Source organism: Mesorhizobium sp. M6A.T.Cr.TU.016.01.1.1 (assembly GCF_003952585.1).
In the GTDB taxonomy this organism is placed as follows: Bacteria; Pseudomonadota; Alphaproteobacteria; order Rhizobiales; family Rhizobiaceae; genus Mesorhizobium; species Mesorhizobium mediterraneum.
On sequence record NZ_CP034452.1, the window covers coordinates 5,834,408 to 5,853,797 of the forward strand.

Genomic DNA, 19,390 nt, shown 5'->3' on the forward strand with positions numbered 1-19,390 from the left:
TTTCCTGGTTCATGTGTCGCAATTCGGGGTCACCGGTCGTTTTTTCGTCCTTGAGGAAATAGCCGTGTCAGCGCTTGCCGTCATGGGCATACACGCTGTCCCAGACCCGCTGTCTTTGAGCGCGACAGCCATGTATTCAGCCCTTCACACCGGTCGAGGCGATCGATGCGATGAAAGCGCGCTGCAGGAAGAGATAGAAGATCAACACCGGGACGGTGATAAGGGTGAGATAGGCCATGACCTCGCCCCAGGCGACGTTGAGTTGAAAGAAGTAACCGAGACCGACCATGACTGGGCGATAGGTTTCCTGCTGCACCACGATGAGCGGCCAGAGATATTGGTTGTACATGACGAGGAACTTCAGGATGGCGGCAGTCGCCAGAACCGGTCCTGAAAGCGGCATGACAATGCGATAGTAGACCTGCCACCAGCTCGCGCCCTCCACCCGGCCCGCCTCGATCAACTCGCCCGGCAGCCCTTTGAAATATTGCACGAACAGGAAGATCGTCAGCCCGTCGGCGATCCAGGGGATGATCTGCACCCGGTAGGTGTTCAGCCAGCCCCATTGCAGCCCCTCGAGCCCGATCCAGGGCAGTTTCGAGACCAGGAGCAGGAGCGGGATAGCGATGGTCTCGAAAGGGATGATCAGCGTGGCGATGACGATCGAGAGCACCACATCGCGCCCTTTCCACCGCAGGAAAGCGAAGGAGAATGCGGCCAGCGAACAGATCAGCAACGACAGAAGGACGGTGGCCCCGGTGACCAGAACCGAGTTCAAGACGAACAGGCCGACCGGCGCCCGCCGGAACGCTCCGAAATAGTTGTTGAGGCTGATGTCTCCGACGGGCAGGAAGGCACGCAGGCTGGAGGTGTCCGCGAGGAGCTGATTGTCGGGCTTGAAGCTCGAGTTGATCATGAATACGAGCGGAATGATGAAGATCAGCGCGATCAGGCACAGCACCAGATAGCGGACGAAGAGCCTCAGGCCGTAGTTGTCGGGATCAAAAGCCATCTTAACGCTCCCGAGTCAGCCAGCGCTGGATGAGCGAGATCGCTAGCACGATCGCGAACAGGATGACCGAGATGGTCGAGCCGCCCGAAATGTCCTGCTTGCCATAACCGCGCTCGACCGCCTGGAAGACGAGGGTTTGGGTGCTGTCTCGCGGACCTCCATTGGTCATCACGTCGATCTGGGCGAAGAGCGCGAAGCCCTGCATGGTGATCACGACAAGGACGAGCACGGCGGTGTTGCGCAGGCCCGGCCAGGTGACATAGCGGAAGGTCTGCCATCTCGAAGCCCCCTCGATCGCAGCGGCCTCGTAGAGCGTGGGGCTGATCGTCTGCAACCCGGCCAGCCAGATGACCATATGAAAGCCGACGGCCTGCCAGATTGACATGGCCATAATCGCGGGCAGCGCAGTCGACGGGTTGCCCAGCCAGTCGACGGGCTGGAAGAGGCCGAAGCTGAGGCCCTGGAGAATGCTGTTCAACAGCCCGTTCTGGCCGTCATAGATGAACCGCCAGAGAAGCGAGACCACGACGATGGAGACCACCACCGGCATGAAGTAGATGGTCCTGAATATGCTGATGCCCCTGAGCTTCTGGTTGATGAGCAAAGCAAGCATAAGCGCGAGGCCGCCCTGCACCGGCGCCACGACCAGAACGAACAGGAAGGTGTTTACCAGCGCCTTCATGAACACAACGTCGCGGGCGATGACGACCATGGCGTTCTCGCCGGACTGCCAGCGAAACCATTCACGCATGCCGCGATACTGGGGATAGTCGTCGCTACGGGTGATCGCACGCAGGCGGGGATACTGGACTTCGCCGGCCTCGTCTCGGACCACTTCGCCAGCATCGTCGCGCTCTGGCTCGAGGGTCACCACTGCAAAGCCCAGGAGCTGACGATAGTTTTCCAACCCGACGAACTGGGTGGGGTTCGGCGACAGCAGTCGCTGATTTGTCAATGAGAGACCGATCGCGAAGAAAAACGGCAGGACGATGAATGTGAAGATGAGTGCGAAGCCCGGTAGGGCGAATGTCCAGCCCGTCCGGCTTGACAGGGTTAGTTTCGACGCCATTTGCGATATCCGCCCAGGAAGCCAGAAAGCGTGGAGTCCGCGGCTGGCGAGGACCCCGACGCGACAGAACTACCGGTGACCGTAGCCGCCGTTGCTTTCGATGTCGGCATCGATCTCGTCGACCGCCGCATCAAGCGTGTCGGCCACATCGGCACCATTGGCGATGTCGGCCAGTGCCTTGGTGAAGACCTTGGCCTGGACCACGTAGCCCGGGGTCACCGGGCGCACCAGAGCCTGTGCTTTGGAGAGGTCGAAGAACATCGCGAGCGGGCCGCCATCCTTGTAGTTCTTTGTCATCTGTGCCGCCGAGGGCGTGGGCGGGATCAGACCGATGCCGTCGGAGAAGGCGGCCAGATATTTGTCCTGCGCGGCGAACTTGATGAACGCGGCAGCACCTTCCGGATGCTTGGATTTGGCCGAGACGCTGAACTGCCAGGAGCCCGCACCGATCTTGTTGCCCGCGCCGAAGTTGGGGGCTGGAAGGAAGACAACGTCATCCACGGCTTTCATCGTCTCCACCGCGCGCCAGTTGCCGTTCCACTGGAAGGCGAACTTGCCGTCAATGAAGCCGGTCTGCTGATCGGCGGGGTCCTCACTGGTGCCAGGCGCATAGCCTCCGGTGAACAGCGATTGCCACCACTTGCCAAAGGCCTGTGCAGCCTCGCCGTTCAGCGCGCCTTCCGCGGTCCGGTAGGTCGAACGGTCGACGATGTCCCCGCCGAAGCTCTGCAGGAACGGCGAGAAGGCATAGGAATACCACTCGGCTTGGTCGTTCATGCCGAGATCGAGGGCAAATTCATACTTGCCGGAGGCCTTGGCGGCATCGAGCGCGGCCATGAATTCCTCACTCGACCAGGGCTTGTCGACGGTCGGGGTGCGCAGGCCCAGCTCGTCCAGTGTCGATTGGCGTGCAAAAAGCGCCACCGCCGCGTCCCACAGACCGACCGAATAAAGCTTGCCGTTCCACACACCTTTGGTGCCGGGCAGGAAGTCGGCGAATTCGCTCTCGTCGATCGGCAGCGGCTGCAGATAGCCGGCCCAGGCCCAATTGGGCATGATGGGCCCATCCACATCCAGGATGTCGGGCAGGTTGCCTGCCAGCGCCGCCGCCGCGACGGAATCGTTATAGCTCTTCTCTGGGAAGCTCTCGATACTCACCGTCCAGTCGGACTGGCTGGTGTTGAAGTCTGAGATGATCTGGTTGAGGGTTCGCGACTCCACCTCGTTGCCGGCGCCGTGATACCACAAGGTCAACTTCGTCTGCGCCAGCGCGGGCACACACAGACAAGTCGACGCGATCATCACACCGGCGAGGTGTTTTGTCAGGTTCATTGGCTATTCCTCCCTTTTGACGGACGCTCACCGAATTCAAGGTCACCCCCGAGGCCCGCCAGGACACCGGGCCGGAAGCCAGCGTCTTGGTTTCGGGTTGGCCGCTACGGGCCCTTGATGGGGTCCAGCAATGTTCGCGGAAGCCGGACGCATTTGCAATTGCGCAGTTGGTCGGAGCAGGAGGTCGACGGCGATTTCCCCTCGTCAGTTCCCGGGCCACTGAGATAGCAGTTCACCTAGGACGATTTAATCGTCCGTCAACTTTCTCCCGGCCGCGTTCAGGCGGGCGGAGTTAAATCGTTGCGGCAAATCGCGGCGGCTCTCAATCGCCGTGGCATCGCCAGCGCGCGGGACGGGTCATCGACAGCGGTTCAAGTGACGCCGCTGCGGGAGCGGATACTTTTTGTCAGCAGACAATGTGGTCGCGTCCCAGAGCGCCTCTCCGAACCGCCGCGCCAGTGCTATTGTGTGCGGGCATGATCAGACAGCAGGGATATGAGGCATGCCCGAAGTCACTCGCCGTACACTTCTTGCGTTCATCGCTGTACCCTCGTTCGTTGAACCGACGTTTGCTGAAGGGGAAGGTGCCTCACCCGAATTGCAGGCGCTGATCGGAGCCCATGAGGCCGCCTACGACGCGCTCCACAGGGTTGTTCATCGAGCGGGCAGCAGCAGCCACGACCGCAAGAGGGCAAACCGGATTGAAGAGGAAGCATTGCTGGCCGTCTGCTCCTATCCTGCGATCAGCCGAGGCGACCGCCGAGCCAAGGCCGAGTACCTGTTAGCCACTGAGGCACGGGGCGAACTCGATCTGGAAGAGCACATGCAGGCTATCCTGCACTCGATGATGCGGGGCTGAGCGCGGCTCAAACAGCGCGTCCTCGACCAAGACATCGCCAGTTCGCCACCATAGGTGAACGGACTGCGCCGCTACGTCGTCGAGGATGATCGCGGCCTGCTCCTGACCCAGTCCGATTTGACGCTGAAGGCGGCGGGGGGACGGAATTTTCCACAGTTCTTTCCATAAGCAGGGTTGCTCATTTTCCGGTCGGAGAGGCACGCCAACACCGGTTCTCTGCAGCGCTGCTTAAGTCGGCAAAAAGGGGCGACAAAGGGGCTGGATTTTCACCCGCGCAGCCCCTTCAAATGGTCCACATCGACCCCGGATATGGACCTGAAAGTGACCCGCGAAATCAGCCTCAATCACCTCGACCGGCAACTGGAACTGCTGCTGTCCAAAGTCGATGCACTGCACCGGCTGGTGTTTAAAAACAATACGCCGCCACTACCGCCACCCCCACCGCCGCCATCATCGTCGCCGGGCCAGCCCGCGCAGCAGAAATTTGTGACCATCGAGCAATTCGTGATCGACATGCTCGGCTACAAGTCGAGGATCAGCTACTACGACCACGTCAAAGACCCTGGCTGGCCTCAGCGCGCCTATCTCGCTGGCAAACCGCTGCTGGTCTACGACGAATGCGTCGCCTTCCTGCAGCGAATGATGGACGCCCGCAATCCACCACCGCCCTTCAAAAGACCGGAGCCGCCAGACGGCAAGAAACGTCACATCGGCAGGCCCGCCAAGGTTCCCCGGCGCTCATGATGTCGAAGCGCACCCGCAGACCGCGCAGCGATCCGAACCCCAGGGAATGGCTGGAACAGAAGCCCCGGCCGATGACCAAGCAGGCATTCGCCGAATTGCTCGGCGTGACGCCTGCCTACGTCTCGTGGCTGATGGCCGACAACGCCCCTTGGCTGCGCCGGGAGGTCGCACGCAAGATCGCCTTCGCCACCAACTACAACGTTACGCCAAACGATCCAGCCGGGTTGCCTCGCCGTGGGACGCCAGCTTCCCCTAAAAGTCACCATGATGGTGCTGCTGCTCGCGGCCTGCCAGAGCGGGCCAAGCGATTTGGCCCCCGAGGTGGCGGCGATTGACACGCTGCCGTCGAACAGCATCCCGCAGCCGGAGTAGGCATCGTGACCATTCTCAAAGGGTTGGAATAGTCACCGTGACCATCATCGCCGCGGAGGCGCTTGTTGGTCTTCTTCGGCCTGGCGGGTTAGCCGGTCAGTGTGTTATCGACCCACTGCCGGGGGAAGGCCGAGGAGCGCACCGCGCCAAGCCCTTGGGGCCGGTTCGTGGGGTCCGCCGCCCAATTACGCGGCGCGTCGTTGAGCGAGGTGGAAACCCGAACGGGCTCGGCGAGGCTCGACGGCGGTCACGATGCTGTGGTGGTGATCGCAGTAGACGCGGTCTGGCGAAGTTGACCCAGCACAAAAACGGTAACCGCCGGGCACCGACGGGTCTTCGCGCACCGGGAAGCGGCACTGATCGCGGGCCAGCAAAATGAGAGGGATGTCGCCCGCGGGAAGTCTGGAATTGTCAAGCATGATGTTCTTTCAAGTTCATAGGTTACGGCCATTGCCGTGGCGCACTGACGTCCATCTTTGAAGGGCAGCGCGACCGCCTCAGGGTGGGCGAGTTTCTCGCAGACGGCTGGTCGTGGACCACTATGTGGTGCTGGACGCAGCTTCATTAAAGCCCGCGGCTTTGCATTCGGAAGCCAGTTGTTGCGACCTAAGGCCACACTCGTAACCGCCGCTGCCCAGCGTCCGCCCTTGCAGTCTCTTCTCGCCGACGACACGTGCGCGCACGGGTTCATCGGCAGGCGGAGGTGCAGCGAAGAGCAGAAGCCATGCTGTCTGGGCAGCCGGGAACGCTGGCAATGGTGCTCGTAGGCCCGGCCGGACGTGGCTCACTGGTCTCGGGATAGCGCGTGAACTCGCGCAATCAGACTTTCCTGCGCACCTCAGAGGGGGTGAATTGCGCGTGATACTCTGAGGTCATCATTATTTTGGCCGCAGGAACAATGATCTCTGCGAGGAGTTCGCTAGGCAATGGCTCGAACTTCGGCCGGTTACGGTCGATCCAATTCGGGATGCGGAAGAAATCTGCTTCCATCAATCGGCGGGACAATTCAGGCTGCTTTGAGAGGACGGCCTCGATCTCAGATATAAGCCTTTCCTGTTCGGGGCGTACTTCATGCGGGCCGATCCAGGTTTTGGCCAGGATCACGCGCGAGACCCCGTTTTCGGGATTGCCGAAGATCGACTGACCATCGATGGGACGGGCGCCGTCGCAGTCGACCTCGACATAACCGGCCTCGTAATAGGTCGTCTCCTCGAAGGTCTCGCAGAGCAGGATGCCGTCGGCGATGCGAAGACCGAAATGTGTCTGGCCAGTGCTGAGCGCCGCGATGATGTGAAGCGGCAGGGCCTCAACGATGTCTCCCAAGGAGCGAGTGACCGCGGCCATCCCAAAGGTGCCGGAGGAAGTCAGCTGATAAGCAACTTTCGAGCGCTCGATGATGCGAATAAGTGCATGCGGCGTGATCCGGAATGGCACGTATCCGTTGAAAATCTCAGCCCGGTCCTGCCCGATCATCGCGCGAAAGGCGCTGACCGGGTACCGCGTGGCTTCATCTCGCGCTTGGCTGTTCTCTTCATCGGCATATACGCGTAGGGAGGTTCCAAGCGTCATTCGCTCCTGGTCGCGTGCGACCACGCGGCACTCGATAACGTAGGGATCCTCCTTTGCAGATATTATGTCTGTAATCTTGTGGGCGAGATCATTCCGCTCGGTTCGACTGGGACACCCTCGATGGTAGACGCGCTTGAGCTCTTCGAGGAACGCCCAATAAGCTTCCTGACGCATCTTCTCGTTCAGGCTGACGTCGAGTTCCTTGATGAACTGCTTTTTCTGTTTGGGATGAATTCGTCTCACGATTGCACTTTCTTCTGTCGGAAACGGAGCTTGCGTGATCTGATCTCATGTCCGGTAGGAGATGTGAAGGCGATCGGCCGCTGGTGGGGCCGGCAGGAACGCAGAAATGCCGATTATCCCTTCACCGATTTTCATGGAACACGGGATTTGCTCAGCTAGAGCGTTTCGCATTTAGGTTGACTTGTAGCCTGCGCTTTCGATGTAGTTGTTGCATTCGTTTGGGGTGACGTCGTCAAGAGTGTTGGCGATGGCGTTGTGTACGGCCTCGATGCTTCGTTTGGCGGCGCGTCGCATGCAGTGCTTGAGCTTGGCGAACAGTTGCTCGATTGGATTGAGGTCTGGGCTGTATGGCGGCAGGAAGAAGAGCCTTGCGCCAACGGCCTTGACGAGATCGCGGACGGCTTGACCTTTGTGGGAGCCGAGATTGTCGAGAATGACGATGTCACCCGGCTTCAGTGTTTTGATGAGTTCGGTTTCGACATAGAGCTGGAAAGCCCGTGCATTGATGGGTCCGTCAATGACCCAGGGCGCTTCTACCCGGTCATGACGTAGCGCGGCGATGAAGGTCATCGTCTTCCAATGACCATATGGCGCATGGGCTATCAGCCGCTTGCCGCGCACACCCCAGCCGCGCAATGGCGCCATGTTGGTCTTGACCCATGTTTCATCCAGGAAGACCAGGCGCGTTGGGTCGATGCGGGTCTGGTAGCGCATCCATTGCGCGCGCCGGCGCATCAGCTTTGGCTTGAGCTGCTCGGCCGGCAGAACGGTTTTTTTTAAAACTCTTGCCCTCGCGATGCAGGAAGCGACCGACGCTCGCAGGGTGGATGGCGAGACCACGTTCAGCCAGTGCCGCCGTCAACTGATGAAGCGTCACGTTGGCATCTCGCTCGACCTCGCCAAGGACGAAAGCACGGTGCTCCCGTCGATCAGATAAGGCCGGTGGCCACCCATCTTGCCCGGAACCGCACTGCCAAGTCGACGCTTGCGCGCCGCCCACTTGATCACACTCGACACGGCCACCTTCAGCGCCGCAGCCACCTCGCGGCTCGTCTCGCCCTCTTCAAGGCGGGCAAGAGCCCGCTTCCGAAGATCCATCGAATAAGGCTTCGCCATCAGTCCCGACCTCCAAACGGTCAGAACATCGAATCTGATTTTCTCGATCTTGGGAATCCCGATTCAGCTAAAACGCGAACCGCTCTACGCCCCGCAGCCGCCGAGCTCGCGCAAAAGGGTATCGAGTGCGCCTGCAACGTCCTGCCGTTAATTTCATTAAGAAAAATTAAGAAAAATGGTGGGCGATGCAGGGATTGAACCTGCGACCCCACCCGTGTGAAGGGTGTGCTCTCCCGCTGAGCTAATCGCCCGCTCGTTGCCCGAAGGCCAAGCGCGCCGCGATATAAGGGAGGCAGGCCTGGGAAGTCAAGGCGATGTGCTGGCGTTCCGACGAAGACCGAATGCAACCCATCGGGACACGCCCGGTCGCCGTCGTGCTCAGCGCCCCGCAGCGGCAATCAGGCGTTCTGCCAGGCCAAGCGTCAGCGCATCGAAATGCGAGATCACTGCCGACGGTTCGAATTCGCGCACATGGCGGTCGGTATAGCCGAAATCGACCGCCACCACGGGAATGCCGGCGGCTTTCGCCGTATCGATGTCGGTCTGCGAATCACCCACCATCAGCGCAAGACGTGGATTGCCGCCGGCCAGGGCGATGGTTTCGGTCAGATGGCGCGGGTCGGGCTTGCGGAACGCAAACGTGTCCTGACCGCAAATCGCTGCGAAATGCTTCGCCAGGCCGAGCGCCTCGATCAGTGCCACCGAGTTGGCTTCGTATTTGTTCGTGCAGACGGCCAAGAGATAACCGGCTGCCTCGAATCGGGCGATCGTCTCGACGACGCCGGGGTAGGGGCGTGATTTGCCCGGGATGTTATCGGTGTAATGATCGAGAAACAGTTTCAGCAGCCGATCATGCTCCTGGCTTTCCAGCGATCTCTGCTGCGCGGCATGGGCGCGCTCGATCATCACCCGTCCGCCATGGCCGACGAAGCGCCTGAAGCCGACCTCATCGACGGCTGCGAGTTCGCTGGCGGCAAGGCTGTGGTTGAGGCTGTCGAGCAGGTCCGGCGCTGTGTCGATCAGCGTCCCGTCGAGGTCGAACACGATGATCGGTCGGGTCATGGCCTGTCCTGTGGCGATTGCTTCGTTGGCAGGCGATAGCCGCTGCGATCCATTCAGGCAAGCCGGCTCAGTCAATCCACAGCCAAGGTCTTTGACCGGACTTGCAAAAATGCTAGGAGCGCCGAAACAAATTTTTTGGGGCGCGACACGCAGCATGGATGCGAGGCAACTGAAGGTCGAAGCCGCACGGGCAGCACTTGCCCATGTGAGCGACGGCATGCGGCTGGGCATCGGCACCGGCTCGACGGCGGAAGAGTTCGTGCGGCTGCTCGCCGAAAAGGTCGCTACCGGCCTCACTATTGTCGGCGTGCCGACCTCGGAGCGCACCGCCATCCTTTGCCGCGAGCTTGGCGTGCCGCTGTCGACGCTGGAGGAAACGCCTGAACTCGACCTTACTGTCGACGGCGCCGACGAGATCGATCCGGCGCTGACATTGATCAAGGGCGGCGGCGGTGCGCTGCTGCGCGAAAAGATCGTGGCGGCGGCTTCCGCCCGCATGATCGTCATTGCCGACCGTTCGAAGATGGTCGAGACGCTCGGCCGTTTTCCACTCCCCATCGAGGTCAACCCATTCGGCCTGCGTGCCACGGAAATCGCGGTCGCCGCGGCAGCCGGAAGGCTCGGCCTTTCCGGTCCCGTCACATTGAGGATGACGGAGCGCGAGCCTTTTGTTACAGACGGCGGCCATTTTATCCTCGATGCATCTTTTGGCCGCATTCCGGATACAAGAGCGCTTTCGAATGCTCTCCATGCCATTCCGGGCGTGGTCGAGCATGGTCTTTTCATCGGGCTGGCATCAACAGCTATTATCGCGGGCGACGGCACCCAAACCGTCTATGCCGCCCGAAAACCAGGGAGTTCTATCGATCATGATGTTGCATAACCGGGTTCGCCGTTTTTCTGCCGTTCTGGCAGCCTCAGCCGTCTTTGCGTTTTCATCGCCGGCGTTTTCGCAGGACGTCACCGACGGGCATCTGAAGGCGGCGCGCGCCGCAGTCGCGGCTATCCACGCCACGGACCCGTTCGACAACATCCTGCCGCAGGCCGCCGCCGCGCTTCAGCAGCAGCTTATCCAAAAGAACCCGGACATGCAGGAGCTGATCGGCAGGGCCATCAGCGAAAAGGCGATGGCGCTGGCCTCGCGCCGCGCCGATCTCGAGAAAGAAGCAGCCATGGCCTATGCCAAGGTATTTTCCGAAAAAGAGCTTACCGAAATCGCCGCTTTCTACAATTCCGATTCCGGCAAGAAGCTGCTCGACAGCGGCCCGGCCGTGACGCGTGAACTGCTCAAGGCCGCCGATATCTGGCAGAACGGTGTCGCTCGCGATCTCGCCCAGCAGGTCGGCGAAACGCTCGCCGCGGCAGCAAAGGCCGCAGCACCGGCAAATGCCGCGGCTCCTGCTGACGGCACGCAGCCGGAAGCACCGAAGAACTGAGCACATTTTCCGGCGGCGTTATCGCTGCTGGACCGGAAGCCCGGCCGCCGTTGCGCACATCCGACAGCATGCGTGGCGTGGTGGTCCGGGCTTTTCTTTTGATGGTTTGCAGCCTACCTGTCTCAGACATTTTGAAGGGCAAGGAGCCGCACCATGGCCGGTTACGACTACGATCTTTTCGTTATCGGCGGCGGCTCCGGCGGGGTGAGGGCGGCGCGCGTCGCGGCAGCACTAGGCAAGCGCGTCGGCATTGCCGAGGAATACCGCTATGGCGGCACCTGCGTCATTCGCGGCTGCGTGCCGAAGAAGCTCTATGTCTATGCCTCCCAGTTTCCCGAACACTTTGCCGACGCCGCCGGTTATGGCTGGACCGTGCCGCAGGCGAGCTTCGACTGGCAAACACTGGTTGCCAACAAGGATCGCGAGATCAGCCGGCTGGAGGCTATCTACAGGAAGAATGTGCAAGGCGCCGGCGGCGAGACGTTTCAGTCGCGCGCCATGCTGGTCGATCCCCATGTGGTGCATCTTCTCGGCGAGGACCGCACCGTCACCGCCGACCAGATTCTTATCGCCACCGGCGGCCGCCCGGCACCGCACCCCGCTCTGCCCGGCCATGAGCACTGCATCTTTTCCAACGAGGCCTTCGACCTGAAGGAATTGCCGAAGGCAATCATGATCGAAGGCGGCGGCTATATCGCCGTCGAATTCGCCAACATCTTTCACGGCCTCGGCGTCGACACCACGCTTGTCTATCGCGGCAAGGAGATCCTCTCCCGCTTCGACATGGATCTGCGGCGCATGCTGCACGAGACGATGGAAAAGAAGGGGATAAGGATCCTTTGCCATGCTGTATCCGAATGGGTGAGGAAGCGCCCGGACGGACGGCTAGACGCCGTCGTCACCGGGGGCGAGGTGCTGACGATCGATCAGGTCATGCTCGCCATCGGGCGTCTGCCCAACACCGAGAACATGGGTCTGGAAGGTGTCGGCATTGAATTGTCGAAGACCGGCGCGATCCATGTCGACAAATACTCCCGCACTAATATCGACAACATCTGGGCGATCGGCGACGTCACCAACCGCGTGCAGTTGACGCCAGTGGCGATCCACGAGGCGATGTGTTTCGTCGAGACCGTCTTCAAGGGCAACCCGACCGCGCCCGACCACGATACGATCGCCACCGCTGTCTTTTCGCAGCCCGAGATCGGTACGGTCGGCCTGTCGGAAGACGAGGCCATAAAGCGTTTTTCCGACATCGAGGTCTACCGCGCCACCTTCCGGCCGATGCGGCATACACTGTCCGGCCGCGACGAAAAGATGCTGATGAAGCTGGTAGTCGACGGCGCCTCGAAAAAGGTGCTCGGCGCCCATATCCTCGGACCGGATGCCGGCGAAATGGCGCAGCTTCTCGGCATTCCGCTGAAGGCGGGGCTGACCAAGGATGACTTCGATCGCACAATGGCCGTGCATCCGACCGCGGCGGAAGAACTCGTCACCATGTACAAGCCGACCTACCGGGTGAAGGACGGCGAGCGCGTCTGACGCGCCAAGAACCCATCGCGGCAGCGAGATTGCCGCGACGGAAGCGCGAGAGTTGTTACAGCAGCGTGCCGCGCAGGATCACCAGCGCCACCGAAAAATAGATCACCAATCCGGTGACATCGACAAGCGTGGCGACGAACGGGGCCGACGCGCTGGCCGGATCGAAGCCGATCCGCTTCAGGGCGAACGGCAGCATCGATCCCGACAGCGAGCCGAAGGTGACGATCCCGATCAGTGCAGCACCGACGGTTGCGGCGATCAGTTGCCAGTGCGGGCCGTAATCATAGAGGCCTAGATACTGCCACAACGTGATGCGGCAGACGCCGACGACGCCGAGGATCGATCCAAGCACCAGTCCGGCCGGTAGTTCGCGCAGGGCCACCCGCCACCAGTCGCCAAGACCGATCTCGCGCAGTGCCAGCGCTCGGATGACCAGCGAGGTCGCCTGCGAGCCGGAATTGCCGCCGGAACTCATGATCAGCGGAATGAACAGGGTCAGCACAACAGCCTTCTCCAACTCGCCTTCATAGCTCTGCATCGCATTGGCCGTCAGCATCTCGCTGATGAACAGCGCGCACAACCAGCCGGCGCGTTTCTGGATCATGGCGAGAAAACTCATCTTCATGTAGGGCTCTTCCAGAGCCTCCATGCCGCCGAAACGATGGACGTCCTGCGTCGTCTCTTCGATCATCGTGTCGATGATGTCGTCGACGGTGACGATGCCGAGTATCTTCCCGTTCTCGACGACCGGGACAGCGAGCAGGTCATACTTGGAAATGAGGTGCGCAACCTTTTCGCGGTCGGTCAGCGGCGAAACGGTCACCGGCAAGCGATCTGGAGCGATCGCCATGATCGGATCGTCCGGCTCGCCGGTCATCAGCCGGCGCAGGCCGGTCGAGCGCACGAGGACGTGCGTCCGCGGGTCGACGACATAGATCGCGTAGACGGTCTCGCGGGTCCGCTCCACTTTGCGGATATGGTCCAGCGTACGGCCCACGGTCCAGTCCGAGGGCACGCTGACATATTCCGTCGTCATGATGGAGGCGGCGCTGCCTTCGGGATAGCCAAGAATCGTTAGCAGCGTCGCGCGCAACGGCGGCGCGAGGCTGTCGAGCAGCTCGCTACGTGCCGGCTCCGCCAGATCGCGCGATATGTCGGCGGCGCGGTCGACCGACATGGCGGCGAGGAGTCTACCTGCTTTGACACGAGGCAGCGCCTCGACGAGCTCGGACGCACCATCAAGCTCGGGCTGGTCGAATATCTCGACCAGCCGCTCGAAAGGCACCTCACAGAGCAGTTCCGTCGCTGTTTCGCGAGGCTCCCGGTTCAGTGCCTCGACAATGTCGGCGACATGATCGTTTGCGAGGATACGGGCGATCGCGGTGGCATCGCCGCGCGCTACGAGGGAAGATTCGTTCATGGCTCACTCCTTGCCGCCCGGCAGGACGTGAACCGGTCAGGTCACGTTCAGGCGGACGGCGGTTGCGTTCGACTGTGACTGTCGCCAGGCATGGCGCGGTGACCTTTCTGCTCGCGGGTCAAGGCATGACCCCGAAAATCGAATTCGGCTTTCGGAAGAGGATCATGCCCAAAATCAAAAGTGCTACAGCGTCATTTGCGCTGCGAGCCGGCGCAACATAGGAGGGCGCCCGGCCGAGTCAATCGCAATGGCGGCTGAAAACGGCTGCGGACGGGTCAGATCGCAAGACTGTGATCGCTGTCGGATGCGCTGCGGCGAGGCAGGACCCGACAATGGGCAGCAATCGTCATGTCGCCGCTATTTCTGCCTGATGCGGCGAGGGAAGCGCAGCCATTTTTCCTCGACCGGCCTTGGGTGCGCGAGGATGGTGGTGAGCTCGACCGGCAGGCTCGGCGCCAACGGCTTCTTGGTCGCGACACCGTCCGCGATGGTAACGATGCTGTGGTAGAATTCGGCGCCCGAAAGCGACCTTGGCGGCACGGCCTCGTGCATGATTGAGATCACCGTGACGTCTGGACAATTGTCCTTGATCGCCTGATGGAAAGCGATCTTCCCTTCGGGATCGAGCGCGCCGGTCGCTTCGTCGAGGAACAGCAGGCCCGGCTGCTGCAGGACGATACGAGCGACAACCAGCTTCTGTTTCTGGCCACCCGAAAGCACCTGGTCCCAGTTCATTCCCTCGCGGCTTTCATCAGCCATGTGTTCGATGAAATCGCCAAGGCCCGCTCTGTGCAGAGCCGACGCAACCTGCGCGTCGGTGTGATCGTGCTCTGAGCCGGGCAGGCAGACCAGTTGCTTCAGCGAGACCTGCTGTAGCTTGACCTCCTGGGCGGCATAGAAACTTTCGACCCCTTCCGGGAATACGATGGTACCGCGGCCATAGGGCCACAAGCCGTTGATCGCCTTGATCAGCGATGTCTTGCCGCAGCCTGATTCACCCTTCAGGAACGTCCACTCGCCGCGTCGGAAGCGCAAATTCGCGGCGCTCAGGAAGGGCGAGGCGTCCTCGCCCTGATGGGTCAGCTCCAGCTTCTGGATGGTCAAGCCGAAAACCGGGTTTTGGCGGTCGTAGCGGAAATCGGAGCAGCCGGTGAGACTGTAGAATTCCTGCGGATGCTGGACATTTTCGATCGCGTTGGCGAGTTCAGTCACGCGTTGGCTGTTAGCCCGCAGCGCCGCGATGGAAGGCATGACATGGATGAACCACGAGCATTGACTGATCAGCGAGTTGACCATCTCTGAGCCGGTTATGTAGCCCTTGAGGTCGAAACGGTTGTGGATGTAAGGCACGAGGCCCGGCCCATAGGCGACAATGCGGGCGCCGATGAAATTGTAGATCAGCTCGAACGAACGGTAGCCGGTGTTGACGATGTTCAGCCGCGCCCAGGTGTGGTCGATGTCGACATAAAGCCGGTCGTGCATCGTCTTTTGCACATTTTCGCCCTGTGACGCGGCGACGTGGAAACTGCGGCGCAGGAACGTGGTCAGCTCGCCGCGATAACTGCCTTCGGACTGCTGCATCCTGATATTGAGCCGTTCCAGCAGTCTGCCGACCTTCACCGCGATCCAGGTGTTCAGTGGCACGTATATGGCGACCGCCAGGAAAGCCAGGACCGCGCTGCCATAGCTGCCGAGGAACTCAAGCCCTTTTACCTCTACCGAGGTTTCAAGCAGTTTCTGGCCGACGAAATAAAGCGATGTGGCGACAGCCATGACCCCAATGGCGAGGCCGATGGCTCCGCCGGTCATGTCCTTGATCGATTCCTGGACGCGCTGGTCGATGTTGTCGGGAGCGGCGGCGCCGGAGGACCCATGCTGGGCGTGGAAATGCGTATGGTTGGTGTCGAGAAGCGCTTCGTTGAAACGGCTGTCCAGCCAGCCGCGCCATTTGCGATGCAGCGTCGCCGAGACAAAGGTGCGGATGCCGGTAAAGCCCGCGTCCTTGAGCACGACCAGAAGGATGAGCATGCCGGCGTTGGTAAGCAGCGATGCGAGCGGCGTGGTGTTCGCGGCATCGTGATAAAAGGCAATCGAGTTGACCAGTTCCCCGGATGCTTCGGCGAACCAGACGCCAGCCTTGCTGGAGAGCGCGGTGAATAGCGCGATGACCAGCGTTAGCGTCCAGGCCTCCACCCAGCGGTCCGAGAACCAGTAGGCCCGCATCAGTCCCCAGAAGCTGCGCATCGAGGAAACCGGTGTCAGGAGCGGCGGCCTTGCGGCACCGCGGAGCCATTTTTCCGATATTGAATGTCGCTCTGGTCTACCGACCCGAATCACTATCCGCCCAAGCCTCTTTTAGTTTTGTTACAGACAGTAACACCAATTGATCATTTTCCATTATCTTTTCTCGGCCTACCGGGGGATTGACCCACTCGGCGTTGCCATCAAGCAACAGAATTCAGGACCGCCATGTCATGCGGTCTCGTTCCCGAAGGCATATTGTCCCTATAATTTCAATGGCTTGTCGGCCGACATATGCGAACGTGGGCACTTTCCCTTAGGGAAGCCCTTCACACAGTTTTGTGAAAAGTCGATCAGCCGATTTTATGCCGCGGAAGACAGAGGCGCGCAAAAACGTGCCGTCTTCGACACGTCTTTGTTGGCATGTCGACCTGGCGGCGGCCGAAAAAGTGACCGGAAATGGCGCTGGCTGAAGCGCTGCTGCAGCGATGTCGCCAAGCTCGCCCACGGAAACAGCCGGAGCTAGGGGCCGTTTCCTGCAAGTCAGTCAGCCAAGGGATTGACCCGCACCAGCAGCAACGGCCACCGATTTTTAAGGTGACGGTGTATTCAGTTCGCCTTCTCCATCTCACCCCGCGTCTTGGCCGCCGCAACATGGCGAATGGCGTCGGTGAGCGTATCGATGTCTTGCGCGCCCATCACCGCATACTTGCCTTCAAGCAGGAAGCACGGCACGCCCGTGATGCCCATGTGCGAAGCGGTGGCGATTTCGGTGCGCACCGCCTCGACATCGGCGTCCGTCGGCAAAAGCGTCTCGACCACGGATGCATCCATGCCGGCCTCGCGGGCGGCGTTGATCAGCACGAGATGGTCGCCGAGATTGGCGCCTTCCTCGAAATTCAACTGGAACAGACGTCGCACCAGCCGGTTCTGCATGACCTCGCCGGCGGCACCAGCCCAGCGGATGACACGGTGCGCGTCCAGCGTGTTGGGCGCGACCTTGATGGCGGCGAAGGCGAAGTTGATCCCCTCGGCTTCGCCCAGTGGCTCGATGCGGGCGTGGATCTCGCGGATGCGTTCGTCGCTGCCGAACTTGGCCACCATGTATTCGCGGCGATCCTTGCCTTCGGGGGGATGGTCGGGTCGAGCTGGAACGGCCGCCAGCGTATATGCACGTCGATATCGCTTGCCGCGGCAATCGCCTTGTCGAGCCGCTTCTGGCCGATGAAGCACCACGGGCAGACGACGTCGGACACGACGTCGACGGTGATGGAGTTCAGTTCGCTCATCATGATCTCCTGTCAGGAGGGGAAGCTTTTCTTTTGGGCATGACCTCATCCGGAGGTCGGCAAGCAGAACCGGGGGTCTAGTTTTCGCTGACGCGGACCTTCGGTTCGGATTGTGTTCAGTTCGCCTTGCGCCACCACGTCGGCAGTCGATAGCCTGATATGGGCGTCTTTTCAGGATGTTCCAGGTAGCTCCAGTAGGCAAGCCATTGCTGCGTGTTGTGCTGCATCGGAACCATGTAGTTGCCGGAGATCAGCAACCTGTCGAGAACCCGGACGGCGGCAACATAGTCTTCGCGGCTGCGGGCGTCGAGCATCGCCGCAAGTGCGGCATCTATTGCCGGATCGGCGACGCCGGCGAGGTTGAATGACCCTTCGGCATTGGCGGCAGCGGATCCCCAGCGCCCGACCTGCTCGATGCCGGGCGACAGCGAGTTCTCGAAGCCGCTGGTGCCGATCAGCACCTCGAAATCGAAACGTTGCTTGCGCGACTGGATCTGGTCGCCGTCAAGGCTGCGGATGGTGACATCGATGCCGATCTTCGCCAGCGTGCGCTGGTAGATGGCGGCAAGGCGCTCCTCGTTCTGCGAGGCGGTCAGGATCTCGAAGCCGAAGGGTTTCCCCTCTGGATCGTGCATCGCTCCATCCTGCAAGGTATAACCCGCGCCTTTCAATATATCGAAGGCGGCCTTCAGCACCTTGCGGTCCTGACCCGAGCCGTCGGCGACGGGTGGCCGCCAGGTGCCGTCCATGACATCGGCCGGCACACGGCCCGGGTAGGGTGCCAGAAGCGCCTTTTCCCTATCGTCGGCCGGATGGCCGAGCGCGGAAAGCTCGGAATTCTGCCAATAGCTCATGGTGCGCATGTACTTGCCGCCGAACAAGTTCTTGTTGGCCCATTCGAAGTCGTAGAGCATGCCGAGCGCGCGTCGAACGACCGGACTGGAAAACTTCGGCAGCCGTGTATTGAACAGGAACCCCGTCACCACTGGCGGGATGCCGGTGTCGAACGTTTCGGCGATCACGTCGCCCTTGTGGAAGGCCGGGAAGTTGAGATCGCGCTCGCGCTTGACCGGATCGCTGTCGTCATCGATGGCGCAAATGCCTTTCTTGAAAGCTTCCAGCTTGGCGTTGGCGTTGAGGAAATATTCGATGGTGATCTGGTCGTAATTATCGAAACCGCGCTTGGTGGGGATGTCCTTGCCCCAATAATCTGGGTTGCGCTTGAACACGATCCGCTGGCCGGGCGCCACCTGCGCCACGGTGTACGGGCCACTGCCGATCACAGGTTTCAGCGTGGTCCTGTCGAACGTCTCCTTGTTGAAAGCGTGCTTCGGCAGAATTGGCGTCAGCGCGATAATCAACGGAGTCTCGCGGTTGGCCTTGTCGTTGAATGTAAAGCGCACGCTGCGGTCGTCGATTTTTTCGAGTTTGGCGACCATGCTCATACGGGCGCTGTAGGGTGGCCGGCCTTTTTCGGTAAAGACGTCGTAAGTGAATAGCACGTCTTCCGCAGTCACCGGCTGGCCATCCGACCACTTGGCCCTGGGATCCAGGTGGAATTCGATGCTCTTGCGCTCTGGATCCATGTCGGCAGTGTCGGCAAGCAGGCCGTAAAGACTGAACGCTTCATCGTCATTGCGCTGCATCAGCGGCTCGAAGACGAGATTACCGAAGATCTTATCCATCATTCCGCGCGCCGTCGTGCGCAGGCTCTTCAAGATGAACGGGTTGAGATTGTCGAAGCTGCCGACGACGCAATAGGTGATGCTGCCGCCTTTGGGCGCATCGGGATTGACGTAGTTGAAATGCGTATAGTCGGCCGGCAGCGCCGGCTCGCCTTGCATGGCGATCGCGTGTTTCGGCTCCGACAGAGCTGGCTGAAGCGAAAGGGTGATAGACGAGATCGCGGCGATCAGCCAAACAAGAACGCGGCCCATGACCGTCTCCTTACTGGGTCGGCTTGATGATTCGGAGCGCACCCTAACATGAGCCGGCCACCTGGCGGCCAATCGCGAGTTCAAGAATTGCGAGTATCGGGCTGGATTCGGCACCACTTGCGGTGTAACACGCCGTCCGAGTCATTC

The 19,390-nt window shown here is 60.9% G+C and carries 14 protein-coding genes, 1 tRNA gene and 2 pseudogenes; 6 read left to right on the plus strand and 11 right to left on the minus strand.

The features are described from left to right. Nucleotides 1–136 precede the first annotated feature (136 nt). From EJ075_RS28195 to EJ075_RS28205, 3 genes are all read right to left on the minus strand, one after another. Nucleotides 137–1,012, minus strand: a complete 876-nt coding sequence (locus tag EJ075_RS28195) for a carbohydrate ABC transporter permease (RefSeq protein ID WP_126106574.1) — start codon at nucleotides 1,010–1,012, stop codon at nucleotides 137–139. 1 nt (nucleotide 1,013) lies between these two features. Beyond that, nucleotides 1,014–2,081, minus strand: a complete 1,068-nt coding sequence (locus EJ075_RS28200) for a sugar ABC transporter permease (protein ID WP_126106575.1) — start codon at nucleotides 2,079–2,081, stop codon at nucleotides 1,014–1,016. 69 nt (nucleotides 2,082–2,150) lie between these two features. Further along, nucleotides 2,151–3,383 carry a sugar ABC transporter substrate-binding protein gene (locus EJ075_RS28205; protein WP_245458232.1) on the minus strand — a complete coding sequence of 411 codons (1,233 nt, stop codon included), beginning with the start codon at nucleotides 3,381–3,383 and terminating at the stop codon, nucleotides 2,151–2,153. A gap of 532 nt (nucleotides 3,384–3,915) precedes the next feature. Between EJ075_RS28205 and EJ075_RS28210 the strand changes: the two genes are divergently transcribed. The 3 genes from EJ075_RS28210 to EJ075_RS28220 all read left to right on the plus strand — a co-directional run bounded on the left by EJ075_RS28210 (nucleotide 3,916) and on the right by EJ075_RS28220 (nucleotide 5,351). Continuing rightward, entirely contained in the window at nucleotides 3,916–4,272 is a 357-nt protein-coding gene (locus EJ075_RS28210; protein ID WP_126106577.1) for a hypothetical protein, read from the plus strand. Between the two features lie 321 nt (nucleotides 4,273–4,593). Then, entirely contained in the window at nucleotides 4,594–5,016 is a 423-nt protein-coding gene (locus tag EJ075_RS28215; RefSeq protein WP_126106578.1) for a hypothetical protein, read from the plus strand. 71 nt (nucleotides 5,017–5,087) lie between these two features. Continuing rightward, on the plus strand, nucleotides 5,088–5,351 hold the full coding sequence (locus EJ075_RS28220) for a hypothetical protein (RefSeq protein WP_126106579.1): 264 nt from the start codon (nucleotides 5,088–5,090) through the stop codon (nucleotides 5,349–5,351). Nucleotides 5,352–6,207: 856 nt separating this feature from the next. Here EJ075_RS28220 and EJ075_RS28225 read toward each other — a convergent pair. The 4 genes and pseudogenes from EJ075_RS28225 to EJ075_RS28240 all read right to left on the minus strand — a co-directional run bounded on the left by EJ075_RS28225 (nucleotide 6,208) and on the right by EJ075_RS28240 (nucleotide 9,378). Beyond that, nucleotides 6,208–7,200, minus strand: a complete 993-nt coding sequence (locus EJ075_RS28225; RefSeq protein WP_126106580.1) for a hypothetical protein — start codon at nucleotides 7,198–7,200, stop codon at nucleotides 6,208–6,210. 171 nt (nucleotides 7,201–7,371) lie between these two features. Beyond that, a pseudogene (locus EJ075_RS28230) lies at nucleotides 7,372–8,316 on the minus strand (IS630 family transposase). Nucleotides 8,317–8,492: 176 nt separating this feature from the next. Then, nucleotides 8,493–8,567: transfer RNA gene (locus EJ075_RS28235), tRNA-Val, on the minus strand. A gap of 127 nt (nucleotides 8,568–8,694) precedes the next feature. After that, entirely contained in the window at nucleotides 8,695–9,378 is a 684-nt protein-coding gene (locus tag EJ075_RS28240) for a phosphoglycolate phosphatase (RefSeq protein WP_126106581.1), read from the minus strand. A 154-nt stretch (nucleotides 9,379–9,532) separates the two neighbouring features. Here EJ075_RS28240 and rpiA point away from each other — a divergent pair, with 154 nt between their 5' ends. The 3 genes from rpiA (at nucleotide 9,533) to gor (ending at nucleotide 12,356) form a co-directional block, all read left to right on the plus strand. Then, nucleotides 9,533–10,261: a ribose-5-phosphate isomerase RpiA gene (rpiA, locus tag EJ075_RS28245; protein WP_126106582.1), complete on the plus strand. Its 729-nt coding sequence runs from the start codon at nucleotides 9,533–9,535 to the stop codon at nucleotides 10,259–10,261. Continuing rightward, complete coding sequence (locus EJ075_RS28250; protein ID WP_095486811.1) at nucleotides 10,248–10,814, plus strand: DUF2059 domain-containing protein; 567 nt, start codon at nucleotides 10,248–10,250, stop codon at nucleotides 10,812–10,814. Before rpiA ends, EJ075_RS28250 begins: the two co-directional genes overlap by 14 nt. A gap of 153 nt (nucleotides 10,815–10,967) precedes the next feature. Next, complete coding sequence (gene gor / locus EJ075_RS28255; protein WP_126106583.1) at nucleotides 10,968–12,356, plus strand: glutathione-disulfide reductase; 1,389 nt, start codon at nucleotides 10,968–10,970, stop codon at nucleotides 12,354–12,356. Nucleotides 12,357–12,411: 55 nt separating this feature from the next. On the opposite strand, the gene mgtE is transcribed toward gor, so the two are convergent. The 4 genes and pseudogenes from mgtE to EJ075_RS28275 form a co-directional block, all read right to left on the minus strand. Further along, nucleotides 12,412–13,776 (minus strand): magnesium transporter, encoded by a 1,365-nt coding sequence (gene mgtE / locus EJ075_RS28260; RefSeq protein WP_126106584.1) that lies wholly within the window; start codon nucleotides 13,774–13,776, stop codon nucleotides 12,412–12,414. A gap of 357 nt (nucleotides 13,777–14,133) precedes the next feature. Then, the gene (locus tag EJ075_RS28265; RefSeq protein ID WP_164547209.1) at nucleotides 14,134–16,020 is read right to left on the minus strand and encodes an ABC transporter ATP-binding protein/permease; all 1,887 of its coding nucleotides are present in this window, start codon (nucleotides 16,018–16,020) and stop codon (nucleotides 14,134–14,136) included. Between the two features lie 606 nt (nucleotides 16,021–16,626). Continuing rightward, nucleotides 16,627–17,306, minus strand: a pseudogene (locus tag EJ075_RS28270) (DsbA family protein). Nucleotides 17,307–17,422: 116 nt separating this feature from the next. After that, nucleotides 17,423–19,243, minus strand: a complete 1,821-nt coding sequence (locus EJ075_RS28275; protein ID WP_126106586.1) for an extracellular solute-binding protein — start codon at nucleotides 19,241–19,243, stop codon at nucleotides 17,423–17,425. Between the last annotated feature and the right edge of the window lie 147 nt (nucleotides 19,244–19,390).